Consider the following 16720-nt stretch of genomic DNA (forward strand, 5'->3'; position numbering starts at 1 on the left):
ACACACCACCAACACTTCACACGAGTAAGGGGCCACACCAAAGGGATCTCCCCATCCCGGCCCAGGAGACGACCCGCCACCAACACACCCCACGGCGGGCCGCCTCCACCCCACACCCACCCCCACCGTCATGCCCGCTTCCCGTCCAAGCCGACGGACAGACCAAGGACCTTCGGACAATCGGACCCTTTTCAATGAGACGGGGCACAATAGAGGTATGAGTGATCTTGAGGGACTGAATCTGGAACCAGGTCGGCTGGTGGGCGGGTACACCCTGATCGAGCCCCTGGGCGGCGGTGCCATGGGGTCCGTCTGGCGTGCCCGGGATGACGGAGGTCAGGACTACGCCATGAAGATCCTGCGGGAGTCCCTGGCCGAGGACGACCAGGACCAGCCCGACAGTCCCGAGGCCCGTGACCGTGCCTCCGCCCGCGAGCGCCTGCGCCGGGAGGCCCTGGCCCTGAAGCGCATCGACCACCCCGGGGTCTGCCAGATAGTCGACATGGAACTTGACGACGCCCTGGCCTTCATCGTGACCGAACTGATCGAGGGACGGAACCTCCGTGACGACGTGGCGGCCAATGGACGCTACACGGGCGATGACCTGGAACGACTGACCAGCAAGTTGATCGATGCCGTCCGGGCCGTTCACGGTGCGGGCATCGTCCACCGCGACATCAAGCCCACCAATGTGATGATTTCAGCCTCCGGACCGGTCCTGGTGGACTTCGGCATCGCCATGGGGCAGGGGGAGAGCCATGTGACCCGGACCGGTCTGGTCATGGGAACCCCCGGCTTCATCGCCCCCGAAATCATCGACGGGGCGGACTCCGATCAGGAAACGGACTGGTGGAGCACGGCGGCGGTCCTGGCCTTTGCGGCCACCGGCAGGCCAGTATTCGGCAGCAAGCCCATGATGGCCGTCCTGGAGCGTGAGGCCTCGGGCAACGCCGACCTGTCGGGCCTGCCCCTCGACACCATGAAAGCCTTCAGGTCCGCCCTTTCACCCAACCGGGACTCCCGATGCAGCCCGGAAGACCTCCTGGGTGCCATCACCAGGGACGCCTTGGGCCCCGAACCGGGTGCCGGAACCGGAGCAGGTACCGACCCCGACGACCAGCCCGATCGACATCGGACGGAAGAGGGCCAACCCGACCCGGGCCGGAGCAGCCGGAAGGAGGGGATGCGCCCTTTTGGCGCAGGCTCTTCAAGTGATGGCCTGGATCAGGGGGTTCCGACCCGGGTCGTGGAACCGGCCAGGCAGGTGGCCGAGCCTGATGAAACCCTGCCCCCGATCCCGGTCGGGGGCACGGCCGGGCCTGCCGCCCAGGGTAATCCCCGTGTGGCCTGGTCGACCAGAGGAGAAGGGGCAACCGGCCAGGATGCCCCGGACGGGAGCGACCCGGAGGAAACCACCAGGCTTGATGGCGCCGAAGTGCCCGCGACCAGGGCCTTCCCCCAGGAAACCTGGGATGAACGCCAGCCCCAGTCCGATGCGGAGGATGACCAGGCCACCAGCTACCAGGGTCCCCCCCTGCCGGTCGCCAGCCCCCTCCCCCCTGAGGACACCGATCATTGGCTGGGCGATGAGCCCCGGGTCCAGGACACCCCGGCCCTGATCCGCCAGACCCGATACCTCCATGCCGGCACCGCGACCCTGATTATGATTGGCTTCATTCCGGCCCTGCTGGCGGTCCTGGCTCCGGTTTCGGCACTGGCCCTGGCCTGGATTCTGATGTGGTTCCTCGGTACGGCAGGTCTGAGCCTGCAGGGGCAGATCAACCGCGAACTCAAACGTGGGGGCCCGCGCAAGGGGCATGACAATGCCCTGAACGTGGCCGCCCTGCCGTGGCACCTGCTCAAGGCCCTCCTGCTCAGTCTGCCACGAATCTTCGGCATGGCTCTGGTGGTCCTGGTGATCGGGGCCCTGGCCACCTGGCTGGGCGGCCAATCAACGGTATCCGGGTATGCGAGCCCGGGCGGCCGCCTCCTGCGCTTCCCCCTCCCGGCCGGGGCCCCCCTCTCCCTGGCGGGGTTGACCCTGGGCCTGGCGACCCTGGTGGGTTGGCTCCTGGCCATGCTGACAGGGGAGACAGGGCGGGGATCGACCAAGGCAACCGGCTGGTCCCATACGGTCAGACTGGCCGCGGGCTGGCTCCCCCTGGGCGCTGTTGACCGCGCCACCCTCCCGGCCACCGATCCACAGGCCGACCAGGGTCAGCCTGGGACCGGATCCGCCATCTCCAAGCCCATGGGCCACGGTCGGGCCTGGACCATGGTACTGGTCTGGTTGCTCGTCCTGGCTGTCATCATGAGCCTGATCGCCCTGCACACCTCCTTGGACTGGTCACCCATACCGATTCTTTACCCATAGCCCGTCTATCACCTCATGGACTGCTACTAGACTGTGCTCAGTATCCAAGTGAAAGGACCCGTGACATGTCCAAGGGCAGCAAGGCCAAGGATGCCGAGTCGGGCCGTCAGGCCATCCAGACCAGACAGCGGCAGAACCGCAAGGCCAGGCTCCAGGCCGAGGAGGAGGCCCGCCAGCAGGAGGCGGCCAGGGAACGCAAACAGCAAACCCTGATCGGCATCATCGTCACCGTCGTGGTGGTGGCCCTGATCGCCGCGGGCGGATTCATCTATTGGAACAGTCACAGGCCGGTCAGGAAGGAGAACACCTACGAGGCCGTCCAGAAGGTCAAGGTGAAGCCCTCGGTCGCCAATGACAAGGGAGGCATCCTGGTCAGCGGGGCGGGCGTGGGCAAATCGGTCGAAAAGGCCCCCACCATGGAGATCTACATGGACTTCATGTGCCCGGGATGCGGTGCCCTGCACCGGGGATTGGACTCCACCCTGACCCCCATGGTCAAGGCGGGGCAGATCAACCTGGTCCTGTACCCGATGTCCTTCATGGACCGCCTCACCACCGACCAGTACTCCGCCCGTGCGGGCTCTGCCGCCGTCTACATAGCCCAGAACGACCCTGACCACTTCCTCCCCTTCGTGGCCAGCCTTTATGAGAAGGACTTCCAACCCGACGAGGAGAACTACAAGCCGGTCAGCGACCAGCGGATTCGCCAGCAGGCCATCAAGGCCGGCATCAGCCCCGCCATGGCCGATCGCGCCCTCAAGGGTCAGTACAAGGCCTGGCTGAGTGCGCTGAACGAGTACACCCCCACCCGCAAGGAACTCTGGCACACCTCGGGGCAGAACAAGGGGCAGATGTCCACACCGACCGTTCGCATCAACGGAACCTTCTGGGACCTGGACAAGCTCTCCACGGCCAGGCTGGACTATAAGGCCGGGCTGCTCAAGGCCATCGGCCTCGACCCCGACCAGGTGGGCCGACAGGGAACCATGCCCTCGATCGGAGCCAAGGGCAGCCCCCTGGCCCTGTAAGGGATCACCAGGCGATACCTATGGCTGTGCACCGCCAGAACCGGGCCCCACCCATGGCGGTTGCCTGTTCGCGCAGAGAGCACTCCAATCCGGTCACGGGTGGTGCTAGGATATGCATTTGTATTGTGGCTTGCGTCTGTTGAAGCAGGACCGCCTCCTTAGCTCAGCTGGTCAGAGCAGCCGCCTTGTAAGCGGCAGGTCGTCAGTTCGAATCTGACAGGAGGCTCATTCCGTGACAGAATTGCATTGGTTTCCCGGTCGGGTTTCCTTTTTCGACAAGTCACGGTAGAGTGATTTCGGATAACTACAGAGCTTCCCTCGAGTAAGTCATTTCGAAGGCCATGCCTTCGAAGATACGGACCGGAGTTTTTCCCCAACCATCTCCGCTCCGTATAGGGGACGGGACTATTCCCCTTCATTCCCGTCCTCTACTCGTAAGGTCCGCACCTTGAAACTGCGTGACCCGAGAAGGCCGGTCGACCATGATGTCGACCGGCCTTCTTGCTGTTCCAGGCGCCTTGAAATGTGTATGTTTACCTGACTCTGGTGCCCCTGTTCCCAAGATCGGACCCTCAACCGCTAAGATTCCATGCAGGATACACCTGGAGTCTGCAAATGTGAAAGGAGCCCTGATGGCCAGACGCTGGACACCACGACGGTTCATCGTACAGAGGCGGGTACGCGTGGCCCTGAGTGCCGTCCTGATCACCGTGGCCGTGATCGCCGCCTTCGGTCTCACGGCCCGCAAGAGCGTGGCCCTGAGCGTCAACGGGCAGACACGGACCGTCAACACCTACGCCTACAGCGTGGATGCCCTCCTCAGACAGGCCGGGGTCAAGGTCAAGACCCATGACCTGGTCGAATCGACCTCCGACGGGCAGCTGCACAACCACGACGTGGTCACCGTCCGCTCCGCCTACCAGACCACAATCAACATCCAGGGACGGCAGGTGCCCTTCTGGACCACGGCCACCAGCGTCGACCAGCTGCTGGGCTTCTTCGAGGCCAACCAGCGCAACGCCATGAAGGTCACCGTGGATGTGAAGAACGTATACAACCAGCTCACCGGAGGTCTGGTAATCAACCAGAAGGGTCCTGTGACGGTTGTCGCCGACGGGAAGAGCTCCGTGGCCCCCAATGGCAAGCTGCCGGCAGCATCCATCCTGGACTCCAAGGGGATAGTCCTGGGCAAGGAGGACCGGGTCTCGGTCGAGAAGGACCAGGAGGCCACGGTCCTCAGGGTCAAGCGGGTCACCCACGGGCAGACGACCCGGAGCATCCCCCTGCCCTTCGGGTCGCGAACGGTGATCGACCCGAACCTGGCCCCCGGGCAGACCGAGATTCGCCAGCAGGGCGTCAACGGGGAAAAGCAGGAAACGGTTCAGGTCACCTACGTGGATGGCCAGGCGGAATCCGAGAATGTGGTCAAGGAGGAGACCGTCAGCATCCCCATCGACCAGGTGGTGGCTGTCGGCCCCGAGAAGCAGGAGACCCAGTCGGACCGAGGCAAGCAGGCGGACGGATCCAAGGACAAGGCCAGTGACGAATCCAAGCAGGATTCCAACCAGTCCAAATCGGGCGACTCCGGCAACGGCGACAAACCCTCCAACCCGACAACCCCCACCCCTTCTCCCTCCTCTCCGCCTTCTCCCCCGTCTCCACCTTCGCCACCCTCTCCCCCGTCTCCACCTTCGCCGCCGTCTCCCCCGTCTCCACCGACAGGTGGGCTTTGGCATGCCTCCGCAGGGCAGGCCATGACCTATGCCGCGGGAGCGGCGGCACAGCGTGGCTGGACCGGTAGCCAGTTCGACGACCTGGTCAAACTCTGGAACAGGGAGTCGGGATGGCGCTGGAACGCCGAGAATCCCGGCTCAGGCGCCTATGGCATACCTCAGGCCCTGCCTGCCGACAAGATGGCATCTGCCGGAGCGAACTGGCACGATGATGCGGCCGTTCAGATTGACTGGGGCCTGTCCTATATCGCCGGCAGCTACGGCAGCCCCAGCGGGGCCTGGCAGCATTCGGAACGATTCGGCTGGTACTGATGCCCCTGCCTGCCTTCGATGTTTGCAACCACCATGACTGACTACACCACCGACAAGGACTCGGCCGGGATGGGACACCTCCTCGGGGCCGCGGACATCCGACGCATAGCCAACCAGGCCGGTATCCACCCCGCCAAGCGCCTGGGGCAGAATTTCGTCATCGACCCGGGGACCGTCCGTCGAATCGTCCGCCTGGCCAAGGTAGGCGCCGGTGATTCCGTCCTGGAGGTCGGGCCCGGCCTGGGTTCCCTGACCTTGGGCCTCTTGGAGGCCGGGGGCAGGGTTACAGCCGTCGAGATCGATCCAGGTCTGGCCGGCCGCCTGCCCGAGACCGTCGCCGACCTCATGCCCGGGGCTCAGGGACGCCTTACGGTCATCAACAAGGACGCCCTGACGCTGACCCCGGGCGACGAATCGGGGCTGGCCACCGCCGACGGCCTGACCCTGGTGGCCAACCTCCCCTACAACGTGGCGACCCCGATCATCCTGACCCTTTTGGAGCGCTTCCCCAACCTGGAAGGCTTTTTGGTCATGGTGCAGAAGGAGGTGGCCGACCGCCTGGTGGCAGGCCCCGGCTCCAAGGTCTACGGTGCCCCCAGCCTGAAGCTGGCCTGGTACGGCAAGGCCGGGCAGGCAGGGCGGATTGGGCGCAATATCTTCTGGCCGGCCCCGAATGTGGATTCGGCCCTGGTCTCCTTCACCCGTGCAGCAGCTCCGGCCATGGACCCTGAGGCGACGGAATCCGAACGGAAAGAGACCTTTGCCCTGGTGGATGCAGCCTTCGGCCAACGCCGCAAGACCCTGCATGCCGCCTTAAAGGGTCTGGTGCCCATGGAGGCCTTCAACCGGGCCGGCATCGACCCGACCAGACGCGGGGAGACCATGAGGGTGGAGGAGTTCGCCGCCCTGGCCCGGGCCTGCCGGAAGCTGGCAGGGTGACGGGGCAGGGCGATGCCGGCCATACCGCCGGCAGGAGCATCAGTCTGGACTGCCCAGCCAAGATCAATCTGAGATTGAAGGTGGGGCCCAGCCACGAAGAATGGGGCGGCCGCCATCGCCTGGATACGATCTACAGCGCCATCAGCCTCTATGACACGGTGGACCTGACCCTGGAAGAACCCGGATCGGGCTTGAGACTGACCATGGAGGGCAACCACCTTGGCGACCTGGGCGACCCCAAAGCCGACCCCCAGGCCAACCTGGCCATCAAGGCGCTCCTGGCCCTGGCCGAGACCGCAGGACACCAGCCGGATGTCTCCATCCATATCATCAAACGCATACCGGTCGGCGCCGGGCTGGCCGGGGGGTCGACCGATGCCGCCGGCACCCTGCTGGGCCTGAACCGCCTGTGGGGGTTGGACCTGCCCCTGGAAGCCCTGGAGCGGATCGCGGCCGGCCTGGGTGCCGACCTTCCCTTCTGCCTGCATGGTGGCATCTGCGAGGGGTCGGCCTTCGGACAGATGCTGGTCCCCCTGAATGCCCATGATGCGCGAACCGATCAGCTGACCAGGGCAGGTCTTACCGGGCATCTGCTGGTTGGTGCCTACGAGAAGGAACTCAGCACGGCCCGGGTCTACGAGGCCTTCGACCAGGTGGGACCTGGCCACGCCGACCTGAATGACCTGGAGCTGGCCGCCTGCACCCTCCACCCCCGCTCGGGCCTGGCCCTCGACCTGGCCCGCAGCATCGGAGCCGGACCGACCTTCATTTCCGGATCCGGTCCATCGGTGGTGGCCATGGTTCCCGAAACGGCCAGGATGGAGACCCTGAAGACGGCCTGGATGCGGGAGGGGGCCGTGGATCGGATCATCGAAGCCGACTCGCCGGTCAGGCCCCTGGTGAAGCCGCTAAGCGTCACCCATTGACGGTAGAGTGTTGAGCAGGAAATTTGCGGAAGGTGGACCATGACGAATCCCGAACCACTAGATGAACGTGCGGCTCGCCGACAGTTCGTACGACGCAGGCAGAAAATGGTGTTCACCATCGCCGTCTGCGCCCTGGTGGTCATCCTGATCATCGCCAGCCTGGTCATCTTCGGCACCATGGGCCGCTTCGCCAAGGCGGATAAGGTCGTCAAGCCCAACTATGGGGTCAGCCTGCCCTGCCCGCCCAAGGATTCCAAACTGGTCAACCACCCCGATATCCGTGTCCGGGTGCTGAACGGAACCAGCAAGTCCGGCCTGGGCGGCGCCGTGGCTGCAGCCCTGCTCAACCGTGGTTTCAATATGCAGGGGGTTGGGGACTACCCCAACAAGACCGAAATGGCCAGGACCCAAATCCGTTTCGGTGCCCAGGGCATCGACCGCGGCTATACGGTCGCCACCCAGTTCAACGACGCCACCATGATCATGGACGACCGAAGCGATGACCTGGTCGATGTGGTCATCGGGGCCACCTTCAACGACTTGAATGATGAGGACAAGACCTCCACGGTCGGCAAGGACATCAAGGGCATCAAGGGATGCGTCGCCGACCCGGCCAGCATGAAGAACCTGCCCAAGGCCCCCAAGGCCTAGAGATCCGGGCCAACCTCCCGGAACCTGAGCTGGTTCTAGGCTTCGGTCCCTTCCCGGGCCCACCATCGCTTCAGTTCCTCCACGGCCTGATCCTGATCGACCGGCCCCTGATCCAGACGATAGTCCAGCATGTGCCGGTAGGCCTTGCCAACCATGGGCCCGGGCTTTAGACCCAGGATCTCCATGATCCGCCTGCCGTCCAGGTCGGGTCGAATGGCATCCAGGTCCTCCTGCTCGCGCAGCTGGCGCACCCGTTCCTCCAACTCGTCCATGGCGGCCGAGAAGACCTGGGACTTGCGCTTGTTCCTTGTGGTGGCATCGGCCCTGGTCAGACGGTTCAGCCGCTCGAACAGCGGGCCGGTCTCCTTGGCATAGCGCCGGACGGCCGCGTCCGTCCACCGCTCATCCACATACCCGTGGAAGCGCAGGTGCATGCCGATCAGGTCGCACACGTCATCAATCAGATGATGGTCGAACCGCAGGGACCTGAGCCGTTTACGGGCCATCCGGGCGCCGACCGCATCATGGTGGTGGAAGCTCACCTTGCCGCCGGGCTCGAAACGTCTGGTCTTGGGCTTGCCGATATCGTGCAGGAGGGCGGCCAGGCGCAGGGTAAGGTCCGGTGCCGGCACGGGGCCGTCCGGGCCGGTCTCCAGGGCGATGGCCCGGTCCACAACCATCAGGGTGTGCTCGAAGACGTCCTTGTGGCGGTGATGCTCGTCAATCTCCAGCTGCAGGGCAGGGATCTCAGGCAGGACGATGTCGGCCAGACCCGACTCGACCAGGGCCTCGATCCCCTTCGTGGGGTGGGCGCTGAGCATGAGTTTGGTCAGCTCGTCACGGACCCGCTCAGCCGAAACGATGCTGATCCTGTCGGTCATCTCCGTAATGGCCTCGGCCGTCTCCGGGGCGATCCTGAAGCCCAGCTGGGCCACGAAGCGGACGGCCCGCATCATTCTCAGGGGGTCATCATCAAAGGACTGTCTGGGATCCACCGGGGTACGCAGCACCTGCTTGGCCAGGTCGTTGACGCCTCGGTAGGGGTCGACGAAGACCAGGTCGGGCACCCGCAGGGCCATGGCGTTGACCGTGAAGTCCCTCCGGGAGAGGTCCCCCTCCAGGCTGTCGCCGTAATCCACCTCGGGCTTGCGTGAATCCGGGTCATAGGTGTCACTGCGGTATGTGGTCACCTCAACCTTGACCTCGGTTCCGTCCGGGCGGCGGCGCACGGCCCCCAGGGTGCCGAACCTGCGGCCCATGTCCCAGAATCCGGAACCCCACTTGTGCAGAATCGGTTCAAACTCCTCGGGCCGGGCCGAGGTGCAGAAATCCAGGTCATGTGACGGTCGATGCAGGAGCAGGTCGCGGACGGGCCCCCCCACCAAGGCCAGCTCAAATCCCTGATCGGCAAACAGTTGTCCGAGTTCGATAGCCTCGGGCCAGACTTGGAAATCCACGCTCACCCTTTCCATATGGAGTTCATGCGCCTACCAGCTTACCGTTACCCCACCTGCACATTAACCTACGTAAAGTGGAATTATGATTACGCCCGCAGACCTTGCGCGCATGCTGTCGCACCGCGCCGATTCTGCGGACGGCCATGCCCGCAGACCAGGCGCGGAAGGGCTCGGGGACGATCCTGAGTCCACCCTCCTGTATTCGATCGGCGAAACCCTGGACCCCCTCATACGTGGGCGCCACCTGGCCCGGGAAGACCATGAACCGGACGATTCCGCGGAGGGCGCACCCACACCCGCCCTGATGCCTCGCCACAAGAGCGCGGGCAAACCGATCACCTTCGCCTCCCTGGATGCCCAGGAACTGCCCGTGGTCAGGGAGTATTCGGCGGGTGGCCTGATCTTCGACTCCAGGGAACGGGTGGCCATCATCGCCCGCCATTCCCGATCGGGCCACCTGGAATGGTGCCTGCCCAAGGGGCACATCGAAAGGGGGGAGACCCCGGAGGAGACCGCGGTTCGCGAAGTGCACGAAGAGACCGGGATCCTGGGGCAGGTGACCGATTCGATCGCCACGATAGACTATTGGTTCACCGGGACCAACCAACGGGTCCACAAGTTGGTGCATCATTTCGTCCTGCAGATGATCGGCGGAACCCTGAGCGTGGAAGGCGACCCTGACCATGAGGCTGAAGACGCCATCTGGGTGGACTTCTCGGATCTGGCCTCGGTGCTGAGTTACCCCAACGAGCGGAAAATCGCCTGGCTGTACGCAAGGAAGTACAAGAAAGAGATATGACCGAGAGCCCACTGCGCCCTGGGCGGCGCACACCCCAGTCGACCCGTACCCGCCAGCGGTGGACGAGACGGGTGGGTTCCTGGATTACGACCTTGGGGACATTCCTCCTCGCCCTGGCTCTGACCCTGGGCATGGCCCTGCCGACTGCCGTGGCCGCCCAGGACGATGAACACCAGCACCAGGCCCAGATCAGTCTCAAATCATCGACCCCGGTCGTCACCGACAGGTCCGGGTACACCCTCAGGGTGACCGTGACCAACACGGAGAGCCAGGAGCTGCGGGATTCCACCCTTTCGGTCGGAACCAACGCCTTCTACTCATTCAGTTCCCGGACCGACATGCAGTCCTGGTCCGAGGGCCGGACCCGCATCCCCACCCCGGACGACTTGGACAGCAGGCATCTGGATTCCATCAAGCCCGGCCAGAGCGCCGACGTCACCGTCGCCGCCGCCGCCGACAACACGGCCCTGAAAAAGATGGTGACCTGGGGCCCCAAGCCCGTCCGCCTCACCCTGACCGGCAAGGACAATCAGGTCCTTGCGGAGACCTGGACCTTCCTGACCAGGACCTGGGATGGCCTGCCCAACGCCGGGACCCCGGCCATGTCGATGACCATGGTCCTCCCCCTGACCACCACAGGCTGGACGGTGGAGGAAAAGAGCATGAAGGCCCTGATGACCCAGACCGATGAGGCCGTGGCCGAGTCCGCCAAAAATGGTGGGAATTCCGCCTCCCCGCCCGCCACCAAGACCCCGGATGAACAGGACCAAACCGCCACTGCGGCCAACGAGGGAAAGGTGATCACCCTCAGCCGCCAGGCCACCAAGACCCAGGATGCCCAGAGGCAGCTCCTGACCAGGCATTCGGCCCTACAGGTCCTGGCCGACCCGACCTATCTGACGGCCTTCAACGAACATCCCCGAGTCAACGGTCTCATCCAACCGGCCGATTTCGATATCAGCACCTACGCCGGGCAGGACCCCAACCGGTACATCCAGGCCGGCATCGCCCCGGAATCATGGAGCACCAAGGCCGGCACCGACCTCTATGCCAGGACCTTCCCTGACCAGGGCAAGGTGGAGACCGACCGTGCCTACGCCTGGCAGGGTCGGCAGGAATGGTCCATGGACTCCGTCACCGAGGCCCGCAAGGCCGGGTACACCCACGTCATCGCCCCCCGTGGATTCGAAGCGGGTGCGGGGGCCTCGGCCCACACCGGCAAGTTCACGGTCAACACCCAGGCCGGCCAGGTCACCATACTCTCGGCCCAGCGGGAACTGAGCAACCTGGCCCAAGGCAACCCGACCTCCACCAAGGCCACGGGCGAACAGACGCAGGCCGGCCAGGTCGCCCGGTTCATGGCCCAGAGCGCCTTCTACCAGATGGAACAGCCCTACGACCAGAGGGACCTGATGGTCTGCTTCGACACCGACCAGGACTCCCAGCAGGTTGAACAGATCATGGCCGGTCTGGAGCATGCCCCCTGGATCTCCCTGGGCTCACTGGACTCACTCGACAAGGCCGCCGATTACAGCCTCGGCCCCTCCCGGCTCCAGGAGAACCGGGAATCGGACAGCAAGCAGAACTCCAGTACCGTCGGCACCTTGGATTCGCTGACGAACAGCCGCCAGGACATCACCCGCTTCTCGAACGCCATCCTGGCCGCCCCATCATCCTCACAGCCCACGGCCAGTGCCACCACCGGGAAGTCAGACAGTCAGGCGTTGGCGCGACAGGATGCGGATACGACCGCCCGCCAATCCAAGGATCCCACCAACTGGCTCCAGCGGATCACCAAGGCCCACGACTGCCTGGCCCTGCACGCCCTGGGCGGCACCAAGTCCGCGCCGGCCCTGGCCGACCAGGCCCGGGCCGTATCGGACCGGCTTCTGGACGGAATCCGCATCACCCCCAGTGAGTCCCTGACCGTGGTGAGCGAAACGGCCTCCATGCCGGTCACGGTCAGCAACAACCACCCCTATCCGGTCTATGCCCGGGTCAGCGCCAAGACGGACTCCATGGAGATCGTCACCTCCCGCACGGCCGACACCATCATCCCCGCCCGCTCCGAGGCCCAGGTCACCTTCAAGGTCAGGGTGGCCACGGCAGGTCAGGCCAACGTCGACATCACCCTGATCGACCGCAACGGCAAACCATTCGGCCAGACACGCAGGGCACGCATCACCAGCAACCTCCGCCTGAGCGACATGAGCGGTCTCATCATCGTGGTCATCGCCGTCCTGCTCGGCATGGTGGGGCTCTGGCGGCAGTTCCACCGCAAGAAGGATCCAGACGAATGAGCTCCGTGGGCCGCAATTCAGTCATCATGGCCTCCGGTACCGCGGCCTCCCGCATCACCGGACAGATCCGCACCATCCTCCTGGCCGCGGCCATCGGCACCACAGGCATCGCCGCGGATGCCTACCAGACCGGGGCCATGATCCCCCAGGTCATGTTCACCCTGATCTCCGGGGGCATCTTCAACGCGGTCCTGGTGCCCCAGATCGTCCGGACCCTGAAGGAAAAGGACGCCGCCGACCGCCTCAACAAGCTGATCACGGTCTCCATGGTCCTCCTTGCCGGACTGACCATGATCCTGATGCTGGCCACCCCGGTCCTGACATCCATCTATCTGAACTCCAAGTGGAACCCGGCCCAGAGGGCCCTGGCCAACTCCTTCACGCTCTGGTGCATGCCCCAGGTCTTCTTCTACGGGCTCTATACGGTCCTGGGGCAGATCCTGGCGGCCAAGGGCCGGTTCACGGCCTATGCCTGGAGTTCGGTCGGCGCCAACCTGATCAGCTGCCTGGGCTTCCTGGCATTCATCCTCCTCTTCGGCAATGCCCAGAAACAGCCCGTCACCTTCTGGGATGACGGCAAGGTGGCCCTGACCGCCGGCGCATGGAGCCTTGGCGTGGCCTTCCAGGCGCTGATCCTCTTCATCCCCCTGGTCATGAGCGGGTTCCGTTACCGGCCGCGGTGGGGCCTGCGGGGGATGGGCCTGCGGTCGATGGGATCGGTGGCGGCCTGGAGCCTGGGTGTCGTCATCATCGACCAGCTGGCCAACGTGGTCAACGCCAGGATCACCAACGGCGCCCCCCTGGAGGGAAACCCCTTCGACATAGCCGGCAACGGGTCCTATCAGAACGCCTACACCCTCTTCATCCTGCCCTATTCCCTGATCGCCGTTTCGGTCAGCACGGCCATCTTCCCCCGCCTTTCCAAGTCGATCTCGGACGGACGCATCGACGACGCCCGGGAGGAGCTCAGCCAGGCCCTGCGCAACGTCGGCCTGATGATGTTCTTCTTCAGCACGGTCATGCTGGCCATCCCCGTCCCCATCACCCGGGCCCTCCTGCCCTCGGTCGGCATCCACGAGGCCGTCCTGATCTCAGGCCCCTTGCTGGGGCTTTCCCTGGGCCTGGTGGCCATGAGCGCCTTCCTGCTCATCCAGCGCACCTTCTATGCCTTCGAAGACGGGCGCCACCCATTCATCTTCGCGGCCGTCTCCAACATGATCCAGGTCATCCTGGTTCTGGTGGCCATCCGCTTCTCGCCCCCGCGCTACTGGACGGCCCTGGTGGGGGCGACGCTGGCCCTGAGCAACATCCTCAGCTTCCCCGTCCTGGCCAGGATGCTGCGCAGACCCTTCCATGGCCATCTGGACGGCCGCCGGATCCTGACCACCTACGCCAAGGCCCTCCTGGCCTCCCTCCTGGCCCTGGCCGCCGCCCTCCTCCTCAAGACGCCCGTAACCCATCTGGTCGGAGCCTGGGTCCAGGGACGTCAGGGGCATATGAGCTGGGTCCAGTCCGTCCTGATCTGCATCATCATCACCCTGGTGGTGGGCCTGGTCTACTCGTGCGTCCTCATTGCCCTGAAGACCACCGAATTCACCCGACTCCTGACCACTCTGGTTGCCAGACTGGGCAGGTCGACCGCCCACCCGGTCCAGAGCCTCGATGACCTGGCGGAGCAATCCTCCCACCGTACCGGCAAGTCGGCCCGGCTGGTCCGGTCCTCATCACCGGACTCCACCGAGGCCGGGCTGGAGGCCGCCATGGAGAACCTCGAGGAGGAAGATGCCCTTCCATCAGATGGAGAAACCGCGACAGGTGACCTGGAAGAGCCTACACACAGCCGGGAGCCGGTTAGAATTGTTCCCGTGGACACCCCACAGAAGAGGGTTCCAGAGTTGCAGACCGGCAATTCCGGGGGTGCCCCACCCGTTGACCTTGGCGCCGCCCCACGGGAGCGGCGCTCCACCCTTCATGAGAGTTCTGAAGCCATGAAACCGCATATCGGAGATACCGTTCTCGCCAGATACACCCTGGTCACCATTCTTCGTCGAGCCTCAGGACTGAGTGCCTGGCGCGCCCACGACAAAGCGCTGGACAGGGACTGCCAACTCTTCATCGTCAACGATTCCTCCTCCACCGATCTGATCAACACAACCGCATCAGGTCTGGCCTTGAGGAAGGACCGGCGCTTCACCCCGGTATACCAGCTCCATACCAGGGACGGGATCTCCCTGATCGTCACCGCACCCGATGCCGGCATGGCTCTCCGGGACTACATGCAGGGACCGGCCGCCGAGACCCTGAGCCACAAGGCCATGCGGACCATCCTGGGAGAGGCCACCGAGTCCATGCGGGCTCTGGGCAAGATGGGGTTGACCGATTACACCGTTTCAACCACAACCATTCGGCTCTCCCCGTCCTCGGTCATCCTGGCAGACGCTCCGATCGGCCCCATGATTGCGGATTCCCCCAGGTCCAAGAGCGGGCAGGACCTGACAAGGGAGGAGCTGACCATCCGGCAACTGGCTGCCGTCCTGTATGCCATGCTGACCGGCCACCCGGACCATTCGGGTGATGACTACAATCTTGATTCCCTGCCCAAGGACACCCCCGAAGAGTTCAGAATCATCTGCGAGCGCGGCCTGGGCATCAGCCAGGCCGAGGGTGTACACCCGATCCCCCTGGTCACCCTGGCCGAGCTGTCAGCCCTGCTCAGCCCCTGGGCACCGCCGGAGGAGCTGACCGACACCGACCTGATCTGGCCCGATCTGGATGGCCGCGCCTCAATCGAAACGGTCCCCCTCCGCCAGGCCGATTCTGCCTACGTGCTCCCACTTCCCAATGAACTGACGGGCACCGACATGCCCGCCGCCCGGACCATGACCCAGGATGAGCCGCACTGGGAGGCCAATCAGCTCCTCTTCCCCGGGCGCAGCGAAATCGAGATGATCAATCCGGAGGACACCAACACCGACCTCTTCTCCCTCTTCGACGAGAGACAGCGTCAGAATGCCAACAGGAACCGGCCCCAGCGCACCCTCCCCATGGATGTGAGCAACCTGCGGACGGGTGCCTCACCCCGGAACCTGGAGGAGTCCAAGGCCGTGACCGGCAGGATGCCGGCCGTCATGCCGGACCAGGGTCATGCGGGCATCCGGGGCACCGACACCACCTCCGACGACCCGGTCGAACTTGGCTTCTCCAAGTGGGACTTCCAGAAGCCCGAAAAGGATTCCGCCGATGAGGACAGCCCGGGAGCGGATGGGACCGGTGGGGATTCCGCCGCTGCCGGGGCGGAAGCAGCCGGAGACCAGGCCCTCGATGGCCGGACAGACCCATCCTCCGGGGAAGCGGAAGATGAGGGGCCGGAGACCACCGCCATGGAACCCCTGCCACCCAGCTTCACACCCGAGGCCCACTCCATCCCCGCCCCCATTACCTATGTGGCCGCTGACGGGGACCAGTCGGACGACGACCTGGAAGATGGGGACATGGCCGACACCCGTCTCTTCGGACGCTTCACCACCCGGTCGGTCGTCATCACCATCGCCATTCTGGTCGTCGTTGTGGCCCTGGTCTGGGCCCTGGTCACCGCCGTCGGCAACCGCCCCAGAGGATCAAAACAGGATGACGGATGGCCGGTCATGTCGAACGTGCCCTTCCCCGGCGAGTCCGCCGATGGCGAGCATCAGGAAGCCGATGCCAATCCGGACAAGCAGGGCGATGAGGCAACCGACCAGAACCGGAAACAGGCCGATCACCCTGCCAAGAAGTCCTCTCATGGCACCGACAAGAAGGTCGGCACGGTCCCCGCCCCCCGTGCACCCAAGAACACCACCCCCTACCCGGTGGACCGTCAGACCTTCCTCAACAAACCGGCAGGCCTCCCCGGTTTCGGTTGGTATGTGCACCTGACGGAACCGAGGGAGGTGTCCAGACTGGACATCGCCATTCCCCAGAGTGGCGGGCATGCGCAGATCTTCGCCAATGCCACGGCCACGCAACCCACCCAGGGTCAGGCCCTGGCCGACTTCAGTTTCGACCCTTCGGGGACCACCCACGTGACCCTGCGGGAGCCGGTAACGACCCAGGATCTGGTCATCTGGGTACCCATGGATGGAATGCCGGGGAACACCCTGCACTTCTCGTCCGTCACCGTGTACTGAATTGGTGAGTGGTTGGTTGTTTCCTGGTTCCGCGC

General features: G+C 64.7%; 10 protein-coding genes and 1 tRNA gene. 10 read left to right on the forward strand and 1 reads right to left on the reverse strand.

Annotated features, from left to right (window positions below; all coding sequences use genetic code 11):
- Nucleotides 1–217 precede the first annotated feature (217 nt).
- From AACP59_RS08770 to AACP59_RS08800, 7 genes are all read left to right on the forward strand, one after another.
- The gene (locus tag AACP59_RS08770; protein WP_339350887.1) at nt 218–2374 is read left to right on the forward strand and encodes a serine/threonine-protein kinase; all 2157 of its coding nucleotides are present in this window, start codon (nt 218–220) and stop codon (nt 2372–2374) included.
- Between the two features lie 65 nt (nt 2375–2439).
- Entirely contained in the window at nt 2440–3402 is a 963-nt protein-coding gene (locus AACP59_RS08775; RefSeq protein ID WP_297317399.1) for a DsbA family protein, read from the forward strand.
- A 152-nt stretch (nt 3403–3554) separates the two neighbouring features.
- Nucleotides 3555–3628 (forward strand) — tRNA-Thr (locus AACP59_RS08780).
- A gap of 406 nt (nt 3629–4034) precedes the next feature.
- Nucleotides 4035–5447, forward strand: coding sequence for an aggregation-promoting factor C-terminal-like domain-containing protein (locus tag AACP59_RS08785; protein WP_339350889.1), 1413 nt, complete (start codon nt 4035–4037; stop codon nt 5445–5447).
- A 33-nt stretch (nt 5448–5480) separates the two neighbouring features.
- Nucleotides 5481–6386 carry a 16S rRNA (adenine(1518)-N(6)/adenine(1519)-N(6))-dimethyltransferase RsmA gene (gene rsmA / locus AACP59_RS08790; RefSeq protein ID WP_297316910.1) on the forward strand — a complete coding sequence of 302 codons (906 nt, stop codon included), beginning with the start codon at nt 5481–5483 and terminating at the stop codon, nt 6384–6386.
- The gene (locus tag AACP59_RS08795; RefSeq protein ID WP_339350890.1) at nt 6383–7312 is read left to right on the forward strand and encodes a 4-(cytidine 5'-diphospho)-2-C-methyl-D-erythritol kinase; all 930 of its coding nucleotides are present in this window, start codon (nt 6383–6385) and stop codon (nt 7310–7312) included. The genes rsmA and AACP59_RS08795 overlap by 4 nt, the downstream gene beginning before the upstream one ends.
- A gap of 39 nt (nt 7313–7351) precedes the next feature.
- The gene (locus AACP59_RS08800) at nt 7352–7963 is read left to right on the forward strand and encodes a LytR C-terminal domain-containing protein (protein ID WP_339350891.1); all 612 of its coding nucleotides are present in this window, start codon (nt 7352–7354) and stop codon (nt 7961–7963) included.
- 35 nt (nt 7964–7998) lie between these two features.
- On the opposite strand, the gene AACP59_RS08805 is transcribed toward AACP59_RS08800, so the two are convergent.
- A complete protein-coding gene (locus AACP59_RS08805) occupies nt 7999–9420 on the reverse strand; it encodes a CCA tRNA nucleotidyltransferase (RefSeq protein WP_339350892.1) in 1422 nt (473 codons plus the stop codon).
- 82 nt (nt 9421–9502) lie between these two features.
- Here AACP59_RS08805 and AACP59_RS08810 point away from each other — a divergent pair, with 82 nt between their 5' ends.
- Genes AACP59_RS08810 through AACP59_RS08820 form a run of 3 tightly spaced genes read left to right on the forward strand, consistent with a single transcriptional unit; the run spans nt 9503 to nt 16685 of the window.
- A complete protein-coding gene (locus AACP59_RS08810; protein WP_297316914.1) occupies nt 9503–10219 on the forward strand; it encodes an NUDIX hydrolase in 717 nt (238 codons plus the stop codon).
- Complete coding sequence (locus AACP59_RS08815; protein WP_339350893.1) at nt 10216–12519, forward strand: DUF6049 family protein; 2304 nt, start codon at nt 10216–10218, stop codon at nt 12517–12519. The genes AACP59_RS08810 and AACP59_RS08815 overlap by 4 nt, the downstream gene beginning before the upstream one ends.
- Nucleotides 12516–16685 carry a lipid II flippase MurJ gene (locus tag AACP59_RS08820; RefSeq protein WP_339350894.1) on the forward strand — a complete coding sequence of 1390 codons (4170 nt, stop codon included), beginning with the start codon at nt 12516–12518 and terminating at the stop codon, nt 16683–16685. The genes AACP59_RS08815 and AACP59_RS08820 overlap by 4 nt, the downstream gene beginning before the upstream one ends.
- Nucleotides 16686–16720 lie beyond the last annotated feature (35 nt).

It is taken from the genome of Bifidobacterium indicum (assembly GCF_036987015.1).
GTDB classification, from domain to species: domain Bacteria; phylum Actinomycetota; class Actinomycetes; order Actinomycetales; family Bifidobacteriaceae; genus Bombiscardovia; species Bombiscardovia indica.

Bases quoted from the DNA above. Each gene is read 5' to 3' on its own strand.
- AACP59_RS08770 (WP_339350887.1), top strand. From the start codon at position 218: ATGAGTGATCTTGAGGGACTGAATCTGGAACCAGGTCGGCTGGTGGGC.
- AACP59_RS08775 (WP_297317399.1), top strand. From the start codon at position 2,440: ATGTCCAAGGGCAGCAAGGCCAAGGATGCCGAGTCGGGCCGTCAGGCC.
- AACP59_RS08785 (WP_339350889.1), top strand. From the start codon at position 4,035: ATGGCCAGACGCTGGACACCACGACGGTTCATCGTACAGAGGCGGGTA.
- rsmA (WP_297316910.1), top strand. From the start codon at position 5,481: ATGACTGACTACACCACCGACAAGGACTCGGCCGGGATGGGACACCTC.
- AACP59_RS08800 (WP_339350891.1), top strand. From the start codon at position 7,352: ATGACGAATCCCGAACCACTAGATGAACGTGCGGCTCGCCGACAGTTC.
- AACP59_RS08810 (WP_297316914.1), top strand. From the start codon at position 9,503: ATGATTACGCCCGCAGACCTTGCGCGCATGCTGTCGCACCGCGCCGAT.
- AACP59_RS08815 (WP_339350893.1), top strand. From the start codon at position 10,216: ATGACCGAGAGCCCACTGCGCCCTGGGCGGCGCACACCCCAGTCGACC.
- AACP59_RS08820 (WP_339350894.1), top strand. From the start codon at position 12,516: ATGAGCTCCGTGGGCCGCAATTCAGTCATCATGGCCTCCGGTACCGCG.